We start from the raw sequence: 15,940 nt of genomic DNA, 5'->3' as shown, positions 1-15,940 counted from the left end.
ATCAGTGGCCAAACTGTCACCCTGTGTGATTGGTATATGCTTGGTGTATTGGCAAGGAACGAAGGAACGACGATAACAATGATTCTGATAATTTACGCTCACCCGTATCCCCGGCATTCGCATGCCAATCAGCGCCTGCTGCAGGCGGTGAGGGATCTCCCCGAGGTAGAGGTGCGCTCGCTGTATGAGCTGTACCCCGATTTCAATATCGATATCAACGCCGAGCAGCGGGCGCTGGAGCGCGCCGACCTGGTGGTGCTGCAGCATCCGATGCAGTGGTACAGCTTCCCGCCGCTGTTGAAGCTGTGGATCGACAAAGTGCTGGAGCACGGCTGGGCCTACGGCCACGACGGCAACGAGCTGGTGGGTAAAGACTGCCTGTGGGCGGTGACCAGCGGCGGCGACGAGCACCACTTCGAGCTGGGCGACTTTCCCAACTTCGCTGCGCTGGCGCAGCCGCTGCAGGCCACGGCGATCTACTGCGGCATGAACTGGCAACCCTATTTTGCCGTACATAATACTTTTACCTGCAACGAACCGGCGCTGCTCGCCGCCGGCGAAGCCTACCGGCAGCGGTTGGTCGACTATCTGATGGAACATGCCGAAGCGGAAACTCGGGAGGCCAGCCATGGATAATCACCACATGATGATCGAGGGGCTGATCTACCTCGGCTCCGCCGCGCTGTTCGTGCCGATCGCGGTGCGTCTGGGGCTGGGCTCGGTGCTCGGCTACCTGATCGCCGGCTGCATCATTGGCCCCTGGGGGCTGAAGCTGGTGTCGGACGCCGAATCGATCCTGACCTTCGCCGAGATCGGCGTGGTGCTGATGCTGTTTATCATCGGCCTGGAGCTGGATCCCAAGCGGCTGTGGACGCTGCGCGCCTCGGTATTCGGCGGCGGCAGCATTCAGATGGTGGGCTGCGGCCTGGCGCTGAGCGCCTTCTGTTACTTCCTCGGCCTCAACTGGAAGGTGGCGCTGCTGATAGGTTTGACGCTGGCCCTCTCATCCACCGCCATCGCCATGCAGGCGATGAGTGAACGTAATTTGACGCCGTCGCCGATCGGCCGCAGCGCGTTTGCGGTGCTGCTGTTCCAGGATATCGCGGCGATCCCGCTGGTGGCGATGATCCCGCTGCTGGCCAGCAGCGGCGCCACCACCACGCTGGGCGCTTTCGTGCTGTCGGCGGCCAAGGTGGTGGGCGCGTTGACGATGGTGGTGCTGCTCGGCCGCTACGTCACCCGCCCGCTGCTGCACTTCGTCGCCCGTTCGGGCATGCGCGAGGTGTTCAGCGCCGTGGCGCTGTTCCTGGTGTTCGGCTTCGGCATCCTGCTGGAGATGGCCGGGCTGTCGATGGCGATGGGGGCGTTCCTCGCCGGGGTGCTGCTGGCGAGCTCGGAATACCGCCACGCGCTGGAGAGCGATATTCAGCCGTTCAAAGGGCTGCTGCTGGGGCTGTTCTTTATCGGCGTCGGCATGTCGATCGACTTCGGCACGCTGTTCCATCACCCGCTGCTGATCGCCTCTCTGTTGCTGGGCTTTATGCTGATCAAGGCGGCGCTGCTGTGGCTGATTGGGCCGCTGCTCGGCGTGCCGAAGCGCCAGCGCGGCCTGTTTGCCATTCTGCTGGGGCAGGGCAGTGAATTCGCCTTCGTGATCTTCAGCGCCGCGCAGCTGGCCGGCGTACTGCCGGTCGAATGGGCCAAGTCGCTGACGCTGGCGGTGGCGCTGTCGATGGCGGCCACGCCGCTGCTGTTGGTGATCGCCGCGCAGCTGGAGAAAAATGCGCCGAAAGAGGAGCGCCCGGCGGACGTCATCGACGACGAAAATGCCAGCGTGATCATCGCCGGCTTCGGCCGTTTCGGCCAGATCGCCGGCCGCTTGCTGCTGGCCAATGGCGTACACACCGTGGTGCTGGATCACGATCCGGACCATATCGAAACGCTGCGCAAATTCGACACCAAGGTGTTCTACGGCGACGCCACGCGCGCCGATCTGCTGGAGGCCGCTGGCGCCGCCCACGCCAAGGTGCTGATCAACGCCATCGATGACGTGGAAGACAGCCTGGCGCTAACCGAGCTGGCCAGGCAGCACTTCCCGCATCTGAAGGTGGTGGCACGGGCGCGCGACGTCGATCACTGGTATCAGCTGCGGCAGCTGGGGGTGGAAAAACCGGAGCGCGAAACCTTCGAAAGCTCGCTGCGCGTCGGCCGTGAAACGCTGGAGCTGCTGGGGCTGGACGCCTATGAGGCGCGCGAGAAGGCGGACACGTTCCGCCGCTATAACCTGAAGATGCTGGAAGACACGCTGGAGAATTATCAGGACACCGAGTTCCGCATCGCCAGCCTGCAGCGGGCCAAGGAGATGCTCAGCGCGGCCATCGAGCAGGATCAGAATCGGCTGGCGCGGGTGCAGCAGACCGGCTGGCGCGGCAGTATCGATGGCAAGGCGCCGGAGGACGAGGTGGTGGAAGCCAAAGGATAAGAGTAGGGGCGCCAGATTGGCGCCCCTTCTTTTGCTTAGCTCAGCGCGACCTTGATGCCCAAGGCGATCAGCATGCCGCCCAGCAGCTTGTCGACGATCTTCTGGGTCTTTTCCAACCCGCGGCGTACCGGCCCGCTCTGGATCAGGAACACCAGCAGCGGCCACCAGATAACCGACAGGCCGAGAATAATCCCCGCGTACCACAGCTTGTCGCCCAGACCGGAATCGATCTGCAGCACCTGGGTGAACACCGCCAGGAAGAACAGGGTGGCCTTCGGGTTCAGCAGGTTGCACAGGTAGCCTTGCGCAAAGGCGCTCTTCAGGCTGACCTGCTGCTGCGGCAGATTGCTGACGTTCATCTTGCCGCCGCCGCGCGAAAGCAGCGCCTGGATGCCGATCCACACCAGATAGACCGCCCCGGCGTATTTCAGCAGGTTAAACAGCCACGGCGTGGTGGTGATCACCACCGCCAGCCCGGCGACGCAGTAGGACATGTGGGTGGCGACGCCGCAGATCACGCCGAAGGCGGTCATCATGGCTGCCAGCCGCGGATAGCGGGCGGCGTTTTTGATCACCAGGAAAAAATCCGGGCCGGGGGAGAGCATGCCGAGGGCGGCAATGCCGGCGACGAACAGCGAAGTTTCAAGCATGGGAGCGTCTCGCGCAAAAGACAGAGTTCTGGCGATAATAACGCCGCTTCCTCTGATGCGCATCAACCCAATGAGGTATTGTTAGGCTCTATGATAATAATTCATCTACCGCCAGCAACGGAGCACCATGCAGCAGACTAACGCCACAGACCGGCCGGAGCCGCACCGGCAACAGCGTGAAATCACCCGCCTGTGCATTCAATGCGCGCTGCTGCTGTTGCAGCACGGCGCCGAGAGCACGGTGGTGGAACAGCTGTCGACCCGCCTGGGGCTGGCGCTGGGGATGGACAGCGTGGAAAGCTCGATCTCCGCCAATGCGGTGGTGTTGACCACCCTCAGCCACGGCGCCTGCCTGACCACCACCCGCAAGAACGTCGATCGCGGCATCAATATGCAGGTGGTGACCGAAGTGCAGCATATCGTGATCCTCGCCGAGCACCACCTGGCGGATGCGCACGACGTGGCGCGCCGCTTTGACAGGATCCGACCGTTACGCTACCCGCGCTGGCTGGTGGTGCTGATGGTGGGGTTGTCCTGCGGGTGTTTCAGCATGCTCAACGGCGGCGGCGGCGATGCTTTCCTGGTGACCTTTATCGCCAGCGGCGCGGCGATGCTGGTGCGTCAAATCCTCACCGCCCGCCATATGAATCCGCTGATCAATTTTTGCCTGACGGCGTTTGTCGCTACGTCGATCTCCGGACTGCTGCTGCGCCTGCCGGCGTTTAAAGACACCTCGAGCGTGGCGATGGCCGCCAGCGTGCTGTTGCTGGTGCCGGGCTTCCCGCTGATCAACGCGGTGGCAGACATGTTCAAGGGGCACGTCAATACCGGGTTGGCGCGTTGGGCGATGGCCAGCCTGCTGACGCTGGCGACCTGCATCGGGGTAGTGATGGCGATGTCGCTGTGGGATCTGCGGGGGTGGTCATGAGTCTGCTGTGGGCCTTGTTGCAGGAGATGCTGTTGGCGGCGGTGCCGGCGCTGGGCTTCGCCATGGTGTTCAACGTGCCGCTGCGCGCGCTGCGCTATTGCGCGTTGCTCGGGGCTATCGGGCGCGGCTCGCGCATGCTGATGATGCACGGCGGCATGAACATCGAGTGGGCCTCGCTGCTGGCGGCGATCCTGATCGGTATCATCGGCATCTACTGGTCGCGCTGGCTGCTGGCGCATCCGAAGGTGTTCACCGTGGCGGCGGTGATCCCGATGTTCCCCGGCATTTCCGCCTATACCGCGATGATAACGGTGGTGGAGATCTCGCATCTGGGCTACAGCGAAGCCCTGATGGAGACCATGATCACCAACTTCCTCAAGGCCAGTTTTATCGTTGGCGCATTGTCGATCGGCCTGTCGTTGCCGGGCCTGTGGCTGTACCGCAAACGCCCCGGCGTGTGAAATGACCTGGCGGGAGATCGTTGGTTATTAGATATACTGATAAGAGCTATCTTATATATTCATCTTGCTTGATTAGCCTATCGACGGCACTCAGGCCTTTACGTATAGTGTCACCAATTTTGCTGCCTACACAGGGTTAAACAATGATTATCAGCCTGATCGCTGCCTTGGCGGCGGATCGCGTTATTGGCATGGAAAACGCCATGCCGTGGCACCTGCCGGCGGACCTTGCGTGGTTTAAACGCAACACGTTGAATAAGCCGGTTATTATGGGCCGCAAGACCTTCGAGTCCATCGGCCGCCCGCTGCCGGGCCGCCACAATATCGTTTTGAGCAGCCGCCCGGGCAATGCCGCCGGGGTGACCTGGGTGACCTCGCTGGATGAAGCGCTGGCCGCCGCGGGCGAGGTGGAAGAAGTGATGGTGATCGGCGGTGGGCGCATCTATACCCAGCTGCTGCCGCGCGCCGATCGCCTGTACCTGACGCACATCGACGCCGAAGTCGGCGGCGATACCCACTTCCCGGATTACGAGCCGGACGAGTGGGAAACCACGTTCAGCGAATTCCACGACGCCGACGATCTGAACTCGCACAGCTACTGCTTCGAAATCCTGCAGCGCCGCTGATTTAAGCGTGTTAGCCAACTCTCCCCGGGGGCGCAAGCAATTGCGCCCCCGGCCTTTTTGCGCCCGTCGTTTGTAACCTTTCCGTCACATTACCTGATTAGTATGAAGCCCAACTCCGAGCGCCACGGCAACTCTGGTGAATCTTGACCGCGGCGCCATAACTAAAAAGGTAACCACGCTATGACCAAGCAAATTGAGCAATTAGACGCCGACCGCCTGATCGATCCCATTCGCCGCAAACTGCTGCTCGGCAGCGCCGGCGCCGTCGGCCTGGCCGGTTTTCTCGGCGGCGGCATCTGGTCGGTCTCCAGTGAGGCGTTGGCCGAGGATCTGCCGCCGAACAAGCTGTTGGGCTTTCAGGGTATTGCCGCGTCTACCGCCGATGAGGTGACCATCGCGCCGGGCTACCGCGCCGAGGTGCTGATCTCCTGGGGCGAGCCGCTGGTGGACGGCGCGCCGGCCTTCGATCCGCAGGGCAACAACAGCGCCGCCGATCAGGAAAAACAGTTCGGCGACAATAACGACGGCATGAGCTTCTTCCCGATCGATGACAATCACGGCGTGATGGCCATCAATAACGAATACGTTAACGAGCAGTACCTGTTCGCTCACGGCGGCGCCAAGGCCACCAGCCTGGAAGAGGTGCGTAAATCGCAGGCGGCGCACGGCGTCTCCATCGTGGCGGTAAAGCGCGTCGGCGACGGCCAGCGCTGGGAGGTGGAGCGCCCGTCGCGCTATAACCGCCGCATCACCGCCAATACCGAAATGCAGTTCAGCGGCCCGGCCGCCGGGCACCCGCTGCTGCAGACCGCCGCCGATCCGAGCGGGCGCAAGGTGCTGGGCACTTTCGGCAACTGCGCCAACGGCAAGACGCCGTGGGGCACCTACCTGACCTGCGAAGAAAACTTCGATACCTACTTTGGCACTCATCAGGCTGATTACAAAACCACGCCGGAACAGAAGCGCTACACGCTGAAGGTCAGCGAACCGGAGCGCAACTGGCCGGACTATGACGAGCGCTTCGACGTGGCGAAGAACCCCAACGAATTCAACCGCCACGGCTGGATCGTCGAGATCGATCCGCTGAATCCGACCTCGACGCCCATCAAGCACACCGCGCTGGGCCGCTTCAAGCATGAAAATGCGGCGGTGATCGTGGCCAAAGATGGCCGTTTGGTGGTGTACATGGGTGACGACGAGCGCGGCGAACATATCTATAAGTACGTTTCCAAAGGCGTGGTCGACGCCGCCAATCCGGCCAACAATCGCACGCTGCTGGACGAAGGGACGCTGTACGTGGCGCAGTTCGACGGCGATGAGGCCGGCACGCCGCTGAAGGGCAAAGGGCGCTGGATTGCGCTCGAGTTCGGCAAGAACGGCCTGACGCCGGAGAACGGTTTCCGCGACGAGGCCGAAGTGCTGATCTTCGCCCGCAAGGCGGCGCAGCAGGTCGGCGCCACCAAAATGGATCGCCCGGAGTGGATCGCGGTGAACCCGCATGACGGCCGCGCGTACTGCACGTTGACCAACAACAGCAAGCGCGGCGAGGAAGGGATGCCGCTGAACGCCGCCAACCCGCGGCCGAACAATATCTATGGCCAGATCATTCGCTGGGACGAGGGCGGCGACGCCACCGCCGGCACCTTCGCCTGGGACATCTATGCGCTGTGCGGCAATCCGATCGCCCATCCGGAAGGCGTCAACCGCGGCACGCCGAACATCACGGCGGAAAATACCTTCAACAGCCCGGATGGGCTGGGCTTCGATCGCGCCGGCCGTCTGTGGATCCTCACCGACGGCAAGTACAGCAACAAGGGCGATTACGCCGGGCAGGGCAACAACCAGATGCTGGTGGGCGATCCGATCAGCGGCGAAATTCGCCGTTTCATGGTGGGGCCGAAGTCCTGCGAACTGACCGGCATCACCTTCACCCCGGACTACAAGACGATGTTCGTCAACGTGCAGCATCCGGGAGAAGAGGGCGATTCGCACTTCCCAAACAACAGCCCGCGCCCGCGTTCATCGGTGTTGATGATCACGCGTGAAGATGGCGGGGTGATTGGGGCGTAAGGCGATAATATAGAAAACAAAGGCGGCCACGGGGCCGCCTTTGTATTTTCAGGATGCGGCTAATCTGCCGGCGTGGTCAGGCGCTTCGCCGCGATTGGCGGGTTGCGTGAAGTAACGGCGGTCTTCCCAGCGCAGCATCGTCAGATCGCCGCCCCAGCAGCAGCCGGTATCCAGCCCGATCACGCCCTCCGGCGTGCCCTTGCCTTCCAGCGAGGCCCAGTGGCCGAAGATGATGGTGTATTCCGGGTCCACCAGGCGCGGCAGCTCGAACCACGGTTTCAGCGGCGCCGGCGCGCTGCCCGGCGCATCTTTGCAGATCATGTCGAGCTGGCCGTTGGGGAAGCAGTAGCGCATGCGCGTGAACGCATTGGTGCTGAAACGCAGGCGCGCCAGGCCGCTCAGCTCCGGCGCCCAGTTGTTCGGCATGTCACCGTACATGGCGTCGAGGAATAGCGGATAGCTGTCGCTGCTCAATACCGCTTCCACTTCGCGCGCGCACATTTTCGCGGTGTCGATATCCCACTGCGGGGTGATGCCGGCGTGCGCCATCACCAGCTTTTGCTCATCATCCACCTGCAGCACCGGTTGGCGGCGCAGCCAGTTGATCAACTCGTCGGCGTCAGGCGCCTCCAGCAGCGGGGTGATGCGATCTTTGGGTTTGTTGCGGCTAATGCCGGCGTAAACCGCCAGCAGGTGCAGATCGTGGTTGCCCAGCACCATGCGCACCGCCGGACCGAGCGAACGCACGTAGCGCAGCACGTCCAGCGAGGCGGGGCCGCGCGCCACCAGATCACCGGTCAGCCACAGTTGATCGCGCTCGGGATCGAACGCAACCTGAGCCAGCAGCGACTTCAGTTCATCGAAACAGCCGTGAACGTCGCCGATAAGGTATGTCGACATAATTAATGGATCAGCGTTGGAATGGCTAAGCGAAACACGGGAATAGCGGTGCGGAACGGCTGACCCTGGTGGTCAACCATTTCGTAATGGCCTTCCATGGTGCCCAGCGGCGTTTCCAGAATGGCGCCGCTGGTGTACTGAAACTCTCCGCCGGGCGGAATGACGGGCTGTTCGCCGATCACGCCTTCGCCCTGAACTTCGGTTTGGCGGCCGTTGCTGTTGGTGATCAGCCAGTAACGGCCCAGCAGTTGCACGTCGGTCCGCCCCAGATTGCGGATGGTGATGGTATAGGCGAAGACGTAACGCTCTTCTTCAGGGATCGACTGTGATTCCACATAGATGCTCTGAACCTGAATACACACGCGGGGCGAATCAATCATGACAACAACTCCTTATTGCTGCGGCGCCGGATTGGCTGACAGCCAGTTCGCCAGCTTGCAGTACTGCGCCACAGAAATATTTTCTGCTCTGAGCGAAGGATCGACGCCCAGCTCCGTCAGCTGCTCCGGCGTGAACAGGTCGCCCAGGCTGTTGCGGATGGTTTTCCGCCGCTGGTTGAACGCCTGCGTGGTGATGCGGCTCAGCATGCGCACGTCGCCCACCGGATTCGGCAGCACGCTGTGCGGCACCAGACGCACCACGGCGGAATCGACCTTCGGCGGCGGCGCGAACGCGGTCGGCGGCACTTCCAGCACCGGAATGACGTTGCAGTAGTACTGCGCCATCACGGTCAAACGCCCGTAGGCCTTGCTGTTCGGGCCGGCCACCAGACGGTTGACCACCTCTTTTTGCAACATAAAGTGCATGTCGCGGATTGCCTGAGTATAGCTGAAAAGGTGGAACATCAGCGGCGTCGAAATATTGTACGGCAGGTTACCAAATACGCGCAGCGGTTGGCCAGCTTCCTCCGCCAGTTCGGCGAAATTCACCGTCATGGCGTCCTGCTGGTGGATGGTCAGCTTGTCTTTCAGCCGCGGGTGGTTCTCAAGCCGGGTGGCCAGATCGCGGTCCAGTTCGATCACCGTCATGCGGTCCATGCGCGCACCGACCGGCTCGGTCAAGGCGCCGAGGCCGGGGCCGATCTCGACCACCGCTTCGCCCGGCTGCGGGTGAATGGCGGAGACAATGCTATCGATGACAAACTGATCGGTTAAAAAGTTTTGTCCAAAGCGTTTGCGGGCAAAGTGCCCTTGGTGGACTCTGTTATTCATTACAATTAATTATCATTTTAATGGCGAGATTCAGGGCCGTTTGGAAACTGCCGACATCGGCGGTGCCGGTGCCGGCCAGCTCCAGAGCGGTACCGTGGTCGACCGAGGTGCGTATGAAAGGCAAACCGAGGGTGATATTCACCGCGCGGCCGAACCCTTGGTATTTTAGCACCGGCAGCCCCTGATCGTGATACATCGCCAGCACCGCATCGGCATCTTGCAGATATTTGGGCTGGAACAGGGTGTCCGCCGGCAGCGGGCCGACAAGATGGATGCCCTCAGCGCGCAGCGCGTCGAGCGCAGGGATGATGGTGTCTATCTCTTCGTGCCCCATATGGCCGCCTTCCCCGGCGTGGGGGTTCAGGCCGCAGACGTAAATGTGCGGCCGGGCGATGCCAAATTTGGTTTTCAGATCGTGGTCGAGGATGCGGATGACTTCGAACAGGCTCTGTTGCGTGATGGCGCCCGGCACCGCCAGCAGCGGCAGGTGGGTGGTCGCCAGCGCCACGCGCAGCTCTTCGGTCGCGAGCATCATCACCACGCGATCGCAGCGGCTGCGATCGGCAAAGAATTCGGTATGGCCGATAAACGGCACGCCGGCGTCGTTGATCACGCCCTTGTTCACCGGGCCGGTGATCAGCGCAGCGAATTCGCCGTTCAGGCAGCCGTCGCAGGCGCGCGCCAGGGTTTCCACCACGTAGGCACTGTTGCCGACGTTCAGCTCCCCGGCGGTGACCGGGTGAGCGAGCGGGACCGGCAGCACGGTCAGCGTGCCGGCGCGTTGCGCTTCGGCCGGTTGCTGCGGCTGGTAGTCGCGCAGCGTCAGCGGCAGGCCCAAACGCTTGGCGCGTTCAAGCAGCAGAGCCGGATCGGCGCACACCACCAGCTCAACAGGCCAATCCTGTTGCGCCAGCGCTGCTACCAAATCCGGCCCTACCCCGGCGGGTTCACCGGGGGTAATGACGACGCGTTTATTGCTGTGCATCGCTGCCATCGAGGATCTTCACGTAAGCCTGGGCGCGCTGTTCCTGCATCCAGGTCTGCGCTTCTTCGGCGAATTTACGGTTGAACAGCATGCGGTAAGCGCGATCTTTCTGCGCGGCGTCGGTCTTATCCACCTGGCGGGTATCCAGCAGCTGAATCAGGTGCCAGCCGAAGGAAGAGTGGACCGGCGCGCTGATTTCACCCTTGCTCAGCTTCAGCAACGCATCGCGGAAGGCCGGATCGTAGATGTCCGGGGAAGCCCAGCCCAGATCGCCGCCCTGCATGGCAGAACCCGGATCCTGCGACAGCTGTTTGGCTTCGTCGGCAAACTTGGCGCGGCCGCTCTTGATCGCTTCCGCCACGGATTGCAGCTTGGCGCGCGCCTGATCGTCGGTCAGCACCACCGAAGGTTTCAGCAGGATGTGACGGGCGTGCACTTCGGTAACCGACACCGACTGGCTGGCGCCGCGGATGTCGTTCACTTTCAGGATGTGGAAGCCGACGCCGGAACGGATTGGGCCGACGACGTCGCCTTTCTTGGCGCTCACCAGACGTTCCGCGAACAGGGTCGGGATCTCTTGCAGCTTGCCCCAGCCCATGTTGCCGCCTTTCAGCGCCTGAGAATCGGCGGAGTAGGTGATCGCCAGCTTGCCGAAGTCGGCGCCGCTGTTGATCTCACCCACCAGGCGTTTGGCCAGCTCTTCGGCTTTGTCGACCTGCTGCTGCGACGGATTCTCCGGCAGCGGGATCAGGATGTGGCTGATGTTCATTTCGGTGTCGCTGCCGTTCTGCGCGCCCACCTGTTTCGCCAGCGCATCCACTTCCTGCGGCAGGATGGTGACGCGACGGCGCACTTCGTTGTTACGCACTTCGGAGATCAGCATCTCTTTGCGGATCTGCGAACGGTAGGTGTTGTAGTTCAACCCTTCGTACGACAGGCGGCTGCGCAGCTGATCGACGCTCATCTTGTTTTGCGCGGCGATGTTGGCGATCGCCTTGTCCAGATCGGCGTCGGACACGGTGATGCCCATTTTCTTGGCCATCTGCAGCTGGATGTTATCCATGATCAGGCGTTCGATGATCTGATGGCGCAGCGTCTTGTCGTCCGGCAATTGCTGGCCGGCCTGCTGGGCGTTGAGCTTCACTGACTGCAACAGACCGTTGACGTCGCTTTCGAGTACCACGCCGTTATCCACGACGGCGGCGACTTTATCCACTTCTTGGGGTGCTGCGAACGCGGCATTGGCGCAAACCACCAATCCGAGAATAAGCGTTCTCCAGTTCTTCATACATTTCCCATTATGTAATCCGCAAATGCGGGTGAAAGTTCTCGTTTTCAAAGTGTTGCAAAGCGTCAGAATGCGCGCTGATACGGCAGAATGCCGGAGCGCAGCATTTCTGCGGAGCCGAGACTATGATCGCTGCTCAGGCCGCGCAGTTCGACGTTGAACGAAACTCTGTTGTCGTAAACGCTGTTGCTGTTGTTCCAGTCGGTGATCTTGCGCTCATAGCCCAGGGTCACTGCCCAGCAGCAGGTGTTGTACTTCAGCCCCACCAGCTGATCGGCGGATTGTTTGGCGCGGGTGTCGTAGTAATACGCCCCGACCACCGCCCAACGATCGGCGATCGGCCAGCTGCCGGTGATGCCCACCTGCGATATGCCGTCCTGGAAGGCCGGAACCGTTTTGGTGTTCAACGCCGTCTGGATGTATTCCGGCGTGGCGTAACGGTAGTTCAACTGCACCACGCGCTCGGCATCCTGGCGGTATTCCACCACGCCGTTGCCCAGCGAGACGCTGTTCAGGCGGGTGTCGTACTGCAGGCCGCCGCGCAGGCCCCAACGATCGTCGATTTTCCAATAGGTATCGCCGGCCCAGGCCACGCTGCCGGTATCGTCGTTGTTGTCGTACCCGGTTACCTGATCGCCGGTGCGCGAACGGCTGAAGTAGTAGATTTGACCCACGGAAGCGTTAAAACGTTCAACCAGCGCGTCATCATAAATGCGGGTGGTCAAACCGGTGGAGACGCGGTTCTGCGAAGCGATGCGATCCAGGCCGCTGTAGGTGCGGTCGCGGAACAGGCCGGAGTAGTCGGTCTGCAGCAGCGTGGTGTCGTAGGTGTAGATGTTGCTCTGGTCGCGGTAGGGCACGTACAGGTACTGTACGCGCGGCTCCAGCGTCTGGGTGGCGCCTTCGGCCCAGATCATCGGGCGTTCGAACACCAGCTTGCCGTCGACCTTGAACTGCGGCAATACGCGGTTGACCGAATCATCAAGATCCGGTGCAGCGGTGCCTTTGCGGCTCTGGTAGTTGGCGGCGAAACCGTCAGGAATATCCTGCTGGTAGTGGGTCGCCATCACCTTGGCTTCGGTGTTCAGGCTGGCCCAGCCGTTGGTCAGCGGCAGGTTGAGCGTCGGCTCCATATGCAGACGGGTGGCGTCCGGGCTGTATGGGTTGACGCTGGTGAACTTGGCCGCTTGGCCGTAAATATGGAAATCGAACGGGCCGAGGTCGTTTTTGTAGTAGTTCAGATCCAGCTGCGGCTGAACTTTATACGATTCCGACTGCGAGCGATCGGTATCGTCGTAAATCTGGAACTGCTTGGAACTCAGCGTGGCGTTCCAGTTCTCGTTGGCGTAGCCGAGGCTGAATTTCTGCGTGGCGTAGCCGTCGGTGGTGGAACCGTACTTGGAGTCCAGATCGGTGAAGTATTTGGAATCGCTGACCTTGGTGTAGTCGACGTTGAAGCGCCACACCTGATCCATGACGCCGTTGTGGTTCCAGTAGAACAGCCAGCGCTTGCTGTCGTCATGATCTTTGCCGTATTCCTTGTCGTCCGGCAACCAGTCGAACTCCATCAGGCCGAGGCCCGGCTGCACCAGATAGCGGAACTCGGTCTGCCACTGCAGGCCGCGCTTGGACATATAGTGCGGCGTGATGGTGGCGTCGTAGTTCGGCGCGATGTTCCAGTAGTACGGCAACATGAACTCGAAGCCGTTGTTGCTGCCGTACTTGGCGTTCGGGATCAGGAAGCCGGAACGGCGCTTGTCGCCGACCGGCAATTGCAGGTACGGGCTGTAGAACACCGGCACGCCGCCGATGCGGAAGCGGGCGTTCCACACTTCCGCCACCTGCTCTTCGCGATCGTGGATCACTTCGGAGCCGACCACGCTCCAGCTGTCGTCGCCCGGCAGACAGGAGGTAAAGGTGCCGTTTTCCAGAATGGTGTAACGGTTGGCGCCGCGCATTTTCATCTTGTCGGCGTCGCCACGCCCCTGACGGCCTACCATTTGGTAGTCGCCTTCATAGACGTCGGTATCTTTGGTGTTCAGGTTCGACCAGGCCTTCGGGCCTTTCAGTTTGATCTGATTGTCGCTGTAGTGCACGTCGCCGGTGGCGGTGACGGTGCGCACCGGCTCCGCCTGGCCAGGGTCTTGCGTCTGGTTCAGCTCGACTTCTTTGGCGGTCAGGGTGCTGTTGCCCTGCTCGATATGCACGTTGCCGCTGAACAGGGCGCTTTTCGGATAGTCGGCGCGCGAGTCATCGGCATTGATGGTGACCGGCAGGCTGTTTGGATCGCCGCTGACCAAAGGTTTGTCGTAAACGGGAACGCCAAGCATGCATTGCTCGGCCAGATCAGCCAGCGCGTGCTGACTGTAGAGTGCCGTCCAAATCATCGTGGCCAGCAGTGTTGGGAAACTTTTTTTCATACGCGGTTTTGGTGTTCCGTCATCAGAGGCGTCATGTCCGGCAAACGGTCAGAGACTATATTACTCATCTGCGTTGCGCTAGTGCTAAATCCAGCCGTTTACTTGCGTCGTCGTTAGGCGCAAAGATAAATGACAGGTATGATAATCCAAATTCTGGGAAAAATCGCCTGCGCCCTTTCCTGAAGCGAAGGGGGCGGGCGGCTTTCGGCATGATAATTGAGGAGTATATGCAGTATTGGGGAAAACTGCTCGGCGTCATCGTCGCCATTTGGTCTGGCGCGGGATTCTGGGGTGTAGTTCTGGGGCTGATTATCGGTCATATGATCGATACGGCGCGCAGCAATAAGCGCAGCCGGGGTTTCTTCACCGACCAGCAAACGCGGCAAACGCTGTTTTTCCGCACCACTTTTCAGGTGATGGGCCACCTGACCAAATCCAAAGGACGCGTTACCGAGGCAGATATCCAGATCGCCAGCCTGTTCATGGATCGCCTGCAGCTGCACGGCGAAGCGCGCACCGCGGCGCAGCAGGCGTTCCGCGAGGGGAAACAGAGCCAGTTCCCGCTGCGTGAGACGCTGCAGCAGTTCCGCAGCATTTGTTTTGGCCGCTTCGATTTGATTCGGATGTTTCTGGAAATTCAGATTCAGGCGGCGTTCGCCGACGGCTCGCTGCACCCGAATGAACGCCAGGTGCTGTATGTCATCGCCGAAGAGCTGGGCATTTCGCATGCGCAGTTCGATCAGTTTCTCAGCATGATGGAGGGCGGGCGTCAGTTCGGCGGCGGTCAGCAGGGCGGGTATTCGCAGGGCGGCTATCAGCAGGCTCAGCGCGGCCCGACGCTCGACGATGCGTGCAAGGTGCTCGGCGTGCGCAGCAGCGACGATGCCGCCACCATCAAACGCGCCTACCGCAAATTGATGAGCGAACACCATCCGGATAAGCTGGTGGCGAAGGGCTTGCCGCCGCAGATGATGGAAATGGCCAAGCAGAAAGCGCAGGAAATTCAGGCGGCGTACGACCTGATCAAACGCGAGAAAGGCTTCAAATAACCTTCCCCGTCATACTTGGCGCTGCCTCTTTGTTGGCTGTACCTGCTCACCCCGGTCACATAGTTGCCTATGCTCCCGGGGATTTGCAGGCTTGCCGCCGCGATGCAACCCCAATTATTTAGGGGAAAGAGCGTAAGTATTTCGGGGGGAGTCCCCAGGGGCCCGGCATGCTGGGCCCGTTTAACAGGCGATTCAGAAATCCGGTTCGGCGCGAAAGTGCATCGGCGTCTGGAAGGCGGGGTGGGTGATGCGCAGCTCTTGCGCATGCAGCTGCAGCCGCGGCGCCATCGCCTTGGCCTCCGGCGGGGCGTAGAAACCGTCGCCGAGGATCGGATGCCCCAGCGCCAGCATGTGAACCCGCAGCTGGTGCGAGCGGCCGGTGATCGGCGTCAGCTTTACGCGCGTGCTGCCGTCGGCGTCGCGCGACAGCACCTGATACTCCGTCTGCGCCGCTTTGCCGGTGTCAAAACACACCTTTTGCAGCGGCCGGTTCGGCCAGTCGCAGATCAGCGGCAAGTCCACCAACCCTTCGTCATGCGCCATATGCCCCCAAACGCGGGCGATATAGGATTTCTTCGGTTCACGTTCGCGGAACTGACGCTTCAGCTCGCGCTCGGCGGCCTTGTTGAGCGCCACCACGATCACCCCGCTGGTGGCCATGTCCAGCCGGTGCACCGATTCGGCGGCCGGATGATCGGCCTGAATGCGGGTCATCAGGCTGTCTTTGTTTTCCGGCGCGCGGCCGGGCACCGACAGCAAGCCGCTGGGCTTGTTGACCACCATGATGTGTTCATCCTGATACAGGATGTGCAGCGGGTCCTGCGGGGGATTGTAGGGTTCCATCTTGGCTCCGCGAAAAGGGCCGAACGG

The 15,940-nt window shown here is 61.4% G+C and carries 15 protein-coding genes; 7 read left to right on the top strand and 8 right to left on the bottom strand.

The window, feature by feature from the left end; all coding sequences use genetic code 11:
• Window positions 1-78 precede the first annotated feature (78 nt).
• Both kefF and kefC read left to right on the top strand, forming a co-directional pair.
• Entirely contained in the window at window positions 79-636 is a 558-nt protein-coding gene (kefF, locus tag ACJ8MK_RS12115) for a glutathione-regulated potassium-efflux system oxidoreductase KefF (protein WP_342134364.1), read from the top strand.
• A complete protein-coding gene (gene kefC / locus ACJ8MK_RS12110) occupies window positions 629-2,482 on the top strand; it encodes a glutathione-regulated potassium-efflux system protein KefC (protein ID WP_033637070.1) in 1,854 nt (617 codons plus the stop codon). The genes kefF and kefC overlap by 8 nt, the downstream gene beginning before the upstream one ends.
• A 35-nt stretch (window positions 2,483-2,517) precedes the next feature.
• On the opposite strand, the gene ACJ8MK_RS12105 is transcribed toward kefC, so the two are convergent.
• A complete protein-coding gene (locus ACJ8MK_RS12105; protein WP_015376619.1) occupies window positions 2,518-3,132 on the bottom strand; it encodes a LysE family translocator in 615 nt (204 codons plus the stop codon).
• A gap of 127 nt (window positions 3,133-3,259) precedes the next feature.
• Here ACJ8MK_RS12105 and ACJ8MK_RS12100 point away from each other — a divergent pair, with 127 nt between their 5' ends.
• The 4 genes from ACJ8MK_RS12100 to ACJ8MK_RS12085 all read left to right on the top strand — a co-directional run bounded on the left by ACJ8MK_RS12100 (window position 3,260) and on the right by ACJ8MK_RS12085 (window position 7,217).
• Window positions 3,260-4,060: a threonine/serine ThrE exporter family protein gene (locus tag ACJ8MK_RS12100; protein WP_041033215.1), complete on the top strand. Its 801-nt coding sequence runs from the start codon at window positions 3,260-3,262 to the stop codon at window positions 4,058-4,060.
• Window positions 4,057-4,521: a threonine/serine exporter gene (locus tag ACJ8MK_RS12095; RefSeq protein WP_033637072.1), complete on the top strand. Its 465-nt coding sequence runs from the start codon at window positions 4,057-4,059 to the stop codon at window positions 4,519-4,521. Before ACJ8MK_RS12100 ends, ACJ8MK_RS12095 begins: the two co-directional genes overlap by 4 nt.
• Before the next feature lie 143 nt (window positions 4,522-4,664).
• Window positions 4,665-5,147 (top strand): type 3 dihydrofolate reductase, encoded by a 483-nt coding sequence (folA, locus tag ACJ8MK_RS12090; protein ID WP_033637073.1) that lies wholly within the window; start codon window positions 4,665-4,667, stop codon window positions 5,145-5,147.
• A gap of 180 nt (window positions 5,148-5,327) precedes the next feature.
• Window positions 5,328-7,217: a PhoX family protein gene (locus ACJ8MK_RS12085; RefSeq protein ID WP_342176431.1), complete on the top strand. Its 1,890-nt coding sequence runs from the start codon at window positions 5,328-5,330 to the stop codon at window positions 7,215-7,217.
• Between the two features lie 48 nt (window positions 7,218-7,265).
• Here ACJ8MK_RS12085 and apaH read toward each other — a convergent pair whose 3' ends face one another.
• The 6 genes from apaH to lptD all read right to left on the bottom strand — a co-directional run bounded on the left by apaH (window position 7,266) and on the right by lptD (window position 14,021).
• Entirely contained in the window at window positions 7,266-8,117 is an 852-nt protein-coding gene (apaH, locus tag ACJ8MK_RS12080) for a bis(5'-nucleosyl)-tetraphosphatase (symmetrical) ApaH (protein WP_021505355.1), read from the bottom strand.
• A gap of 2 nt (window positions 8,118-8,119) precedes the next feature.
• Window positions 8,120-8,497, bottom strand: a complete 378-nt coding sequence (gene apaG, locus ACJ8MK_RS12075; RefSeq protein ID WP_016929119.1) for a Co2+/Mg2+ efflux protein ApaG — start codon at window positions 8,495-8,497, stop codon at window positions 8,120-8,122.
• A gap of 12 nt (window positions 8,498-8,509) precedes the next feature.
• Window positions 8,510-9,328 carry a 16S rRNA (adenine(1518)-N(6)/adenine(1519)-N(6))-dimethyltransferase RsmA gene (rsmA, locus tag ACJ8MK_RS12070; RefSeq protein ID WP_033637076.1) on the bottom strand — a complete coding sequence of 273 codons (819 nt, stop codon included), beginning with the start codon at window positions 9,326-9,328 and terminating at the stop codon, window positions 8,510-8,512.
• Window positions 9,321-10,313, bottom strand: a complete 993-nt coding sequence (gene pdxA, locus ACJ8MK_RS12065; RefSeq protein ID WP_033649277.1) for a 4-hydroxythreonine-4-phosphate dehydrogenase PdxA — start codon at window positions 10,311-10,313, stop codon at window positions 9,321-9,323. Before pdxA ends, rsmA begins: the two co-directional genes overlap by 8 nt.
• Complete coding sequence (gene surA, locus ACJ8MK_RS12060) at window positions 10,300-11,601, bottom strand: peptidylprolyl isomerase SurA (RefSeq protein WP_033637077.1); 1,302 nt, start codon at window positions 11,599-11,601, stop codon at window positions 10,300-10,302. The genes pdxA and surA overlap by 14 nt, the downstream gene beginning before the upstream one ends.
• A 65-nt stretch (window positions 11,602-11,666) precedes the next feature.
• A complete protein-coding gene (gene lptD / locus ACJ8MK_RS12055; RefSeq protein ID WP_442517766.1) occupies window positions 11,667-14,021 on the bottom strand; it encodes an LPS assembly protein LptD in 2,355 nt (784 codons plus the stop codon).
• A gap of 227 nt (window positions 14,022-14,248) precedes the next feature.
• Here lptD and djlA point away from each other — a divergent pair, with 227 nt between their 5' ends.
• Window positions 14,249-15,070: a co-chaperone DjlA gene (gene djlA / locus ACJ8MK_RS12050; RefSeq protein WP_033637079.1), complete on the top strand. Its 822-nt coding sequence runs from the start codon at window positions 14,249-14,251 to the stop codon at window positions 15,068-15,070.
• A gap of 192 nt (window positions 15,071-15,262) precedes the next feature.
• Here the strand turns inward: djlA and rluA are convergent, their stop codons facing one another.
• On the bottom strand, window positions 15,263-15,913 hold the full coding sequence (gene rluA, locus ACJ8MK_RS12045) for a bifunctional tRNA pseudouridine(32) synthase/23S rRNA pseudouridine(746) synthase RluA (protein WP_033637080.1): 651 nt from the start codon (window positions 15,911-15,913) through the stop codon (window positions 15,263-15,265).
• Window positions 15,914-15,940 lie beyond the last annotated feature (27 nt).

Source organism: Serratia sp. CY38905 (assembly GCF_052168875.1).
GTDB classification, from domain to species: Bacteria; Pseudomonadota; Gammaproteobacteria; order Enterobacterales; family Enterobacteriaceae; genus Serratia; species Serratia sarumanii.
This window is presented reverse-complemented; position numbering and strand designations above follow the sequence as displayed.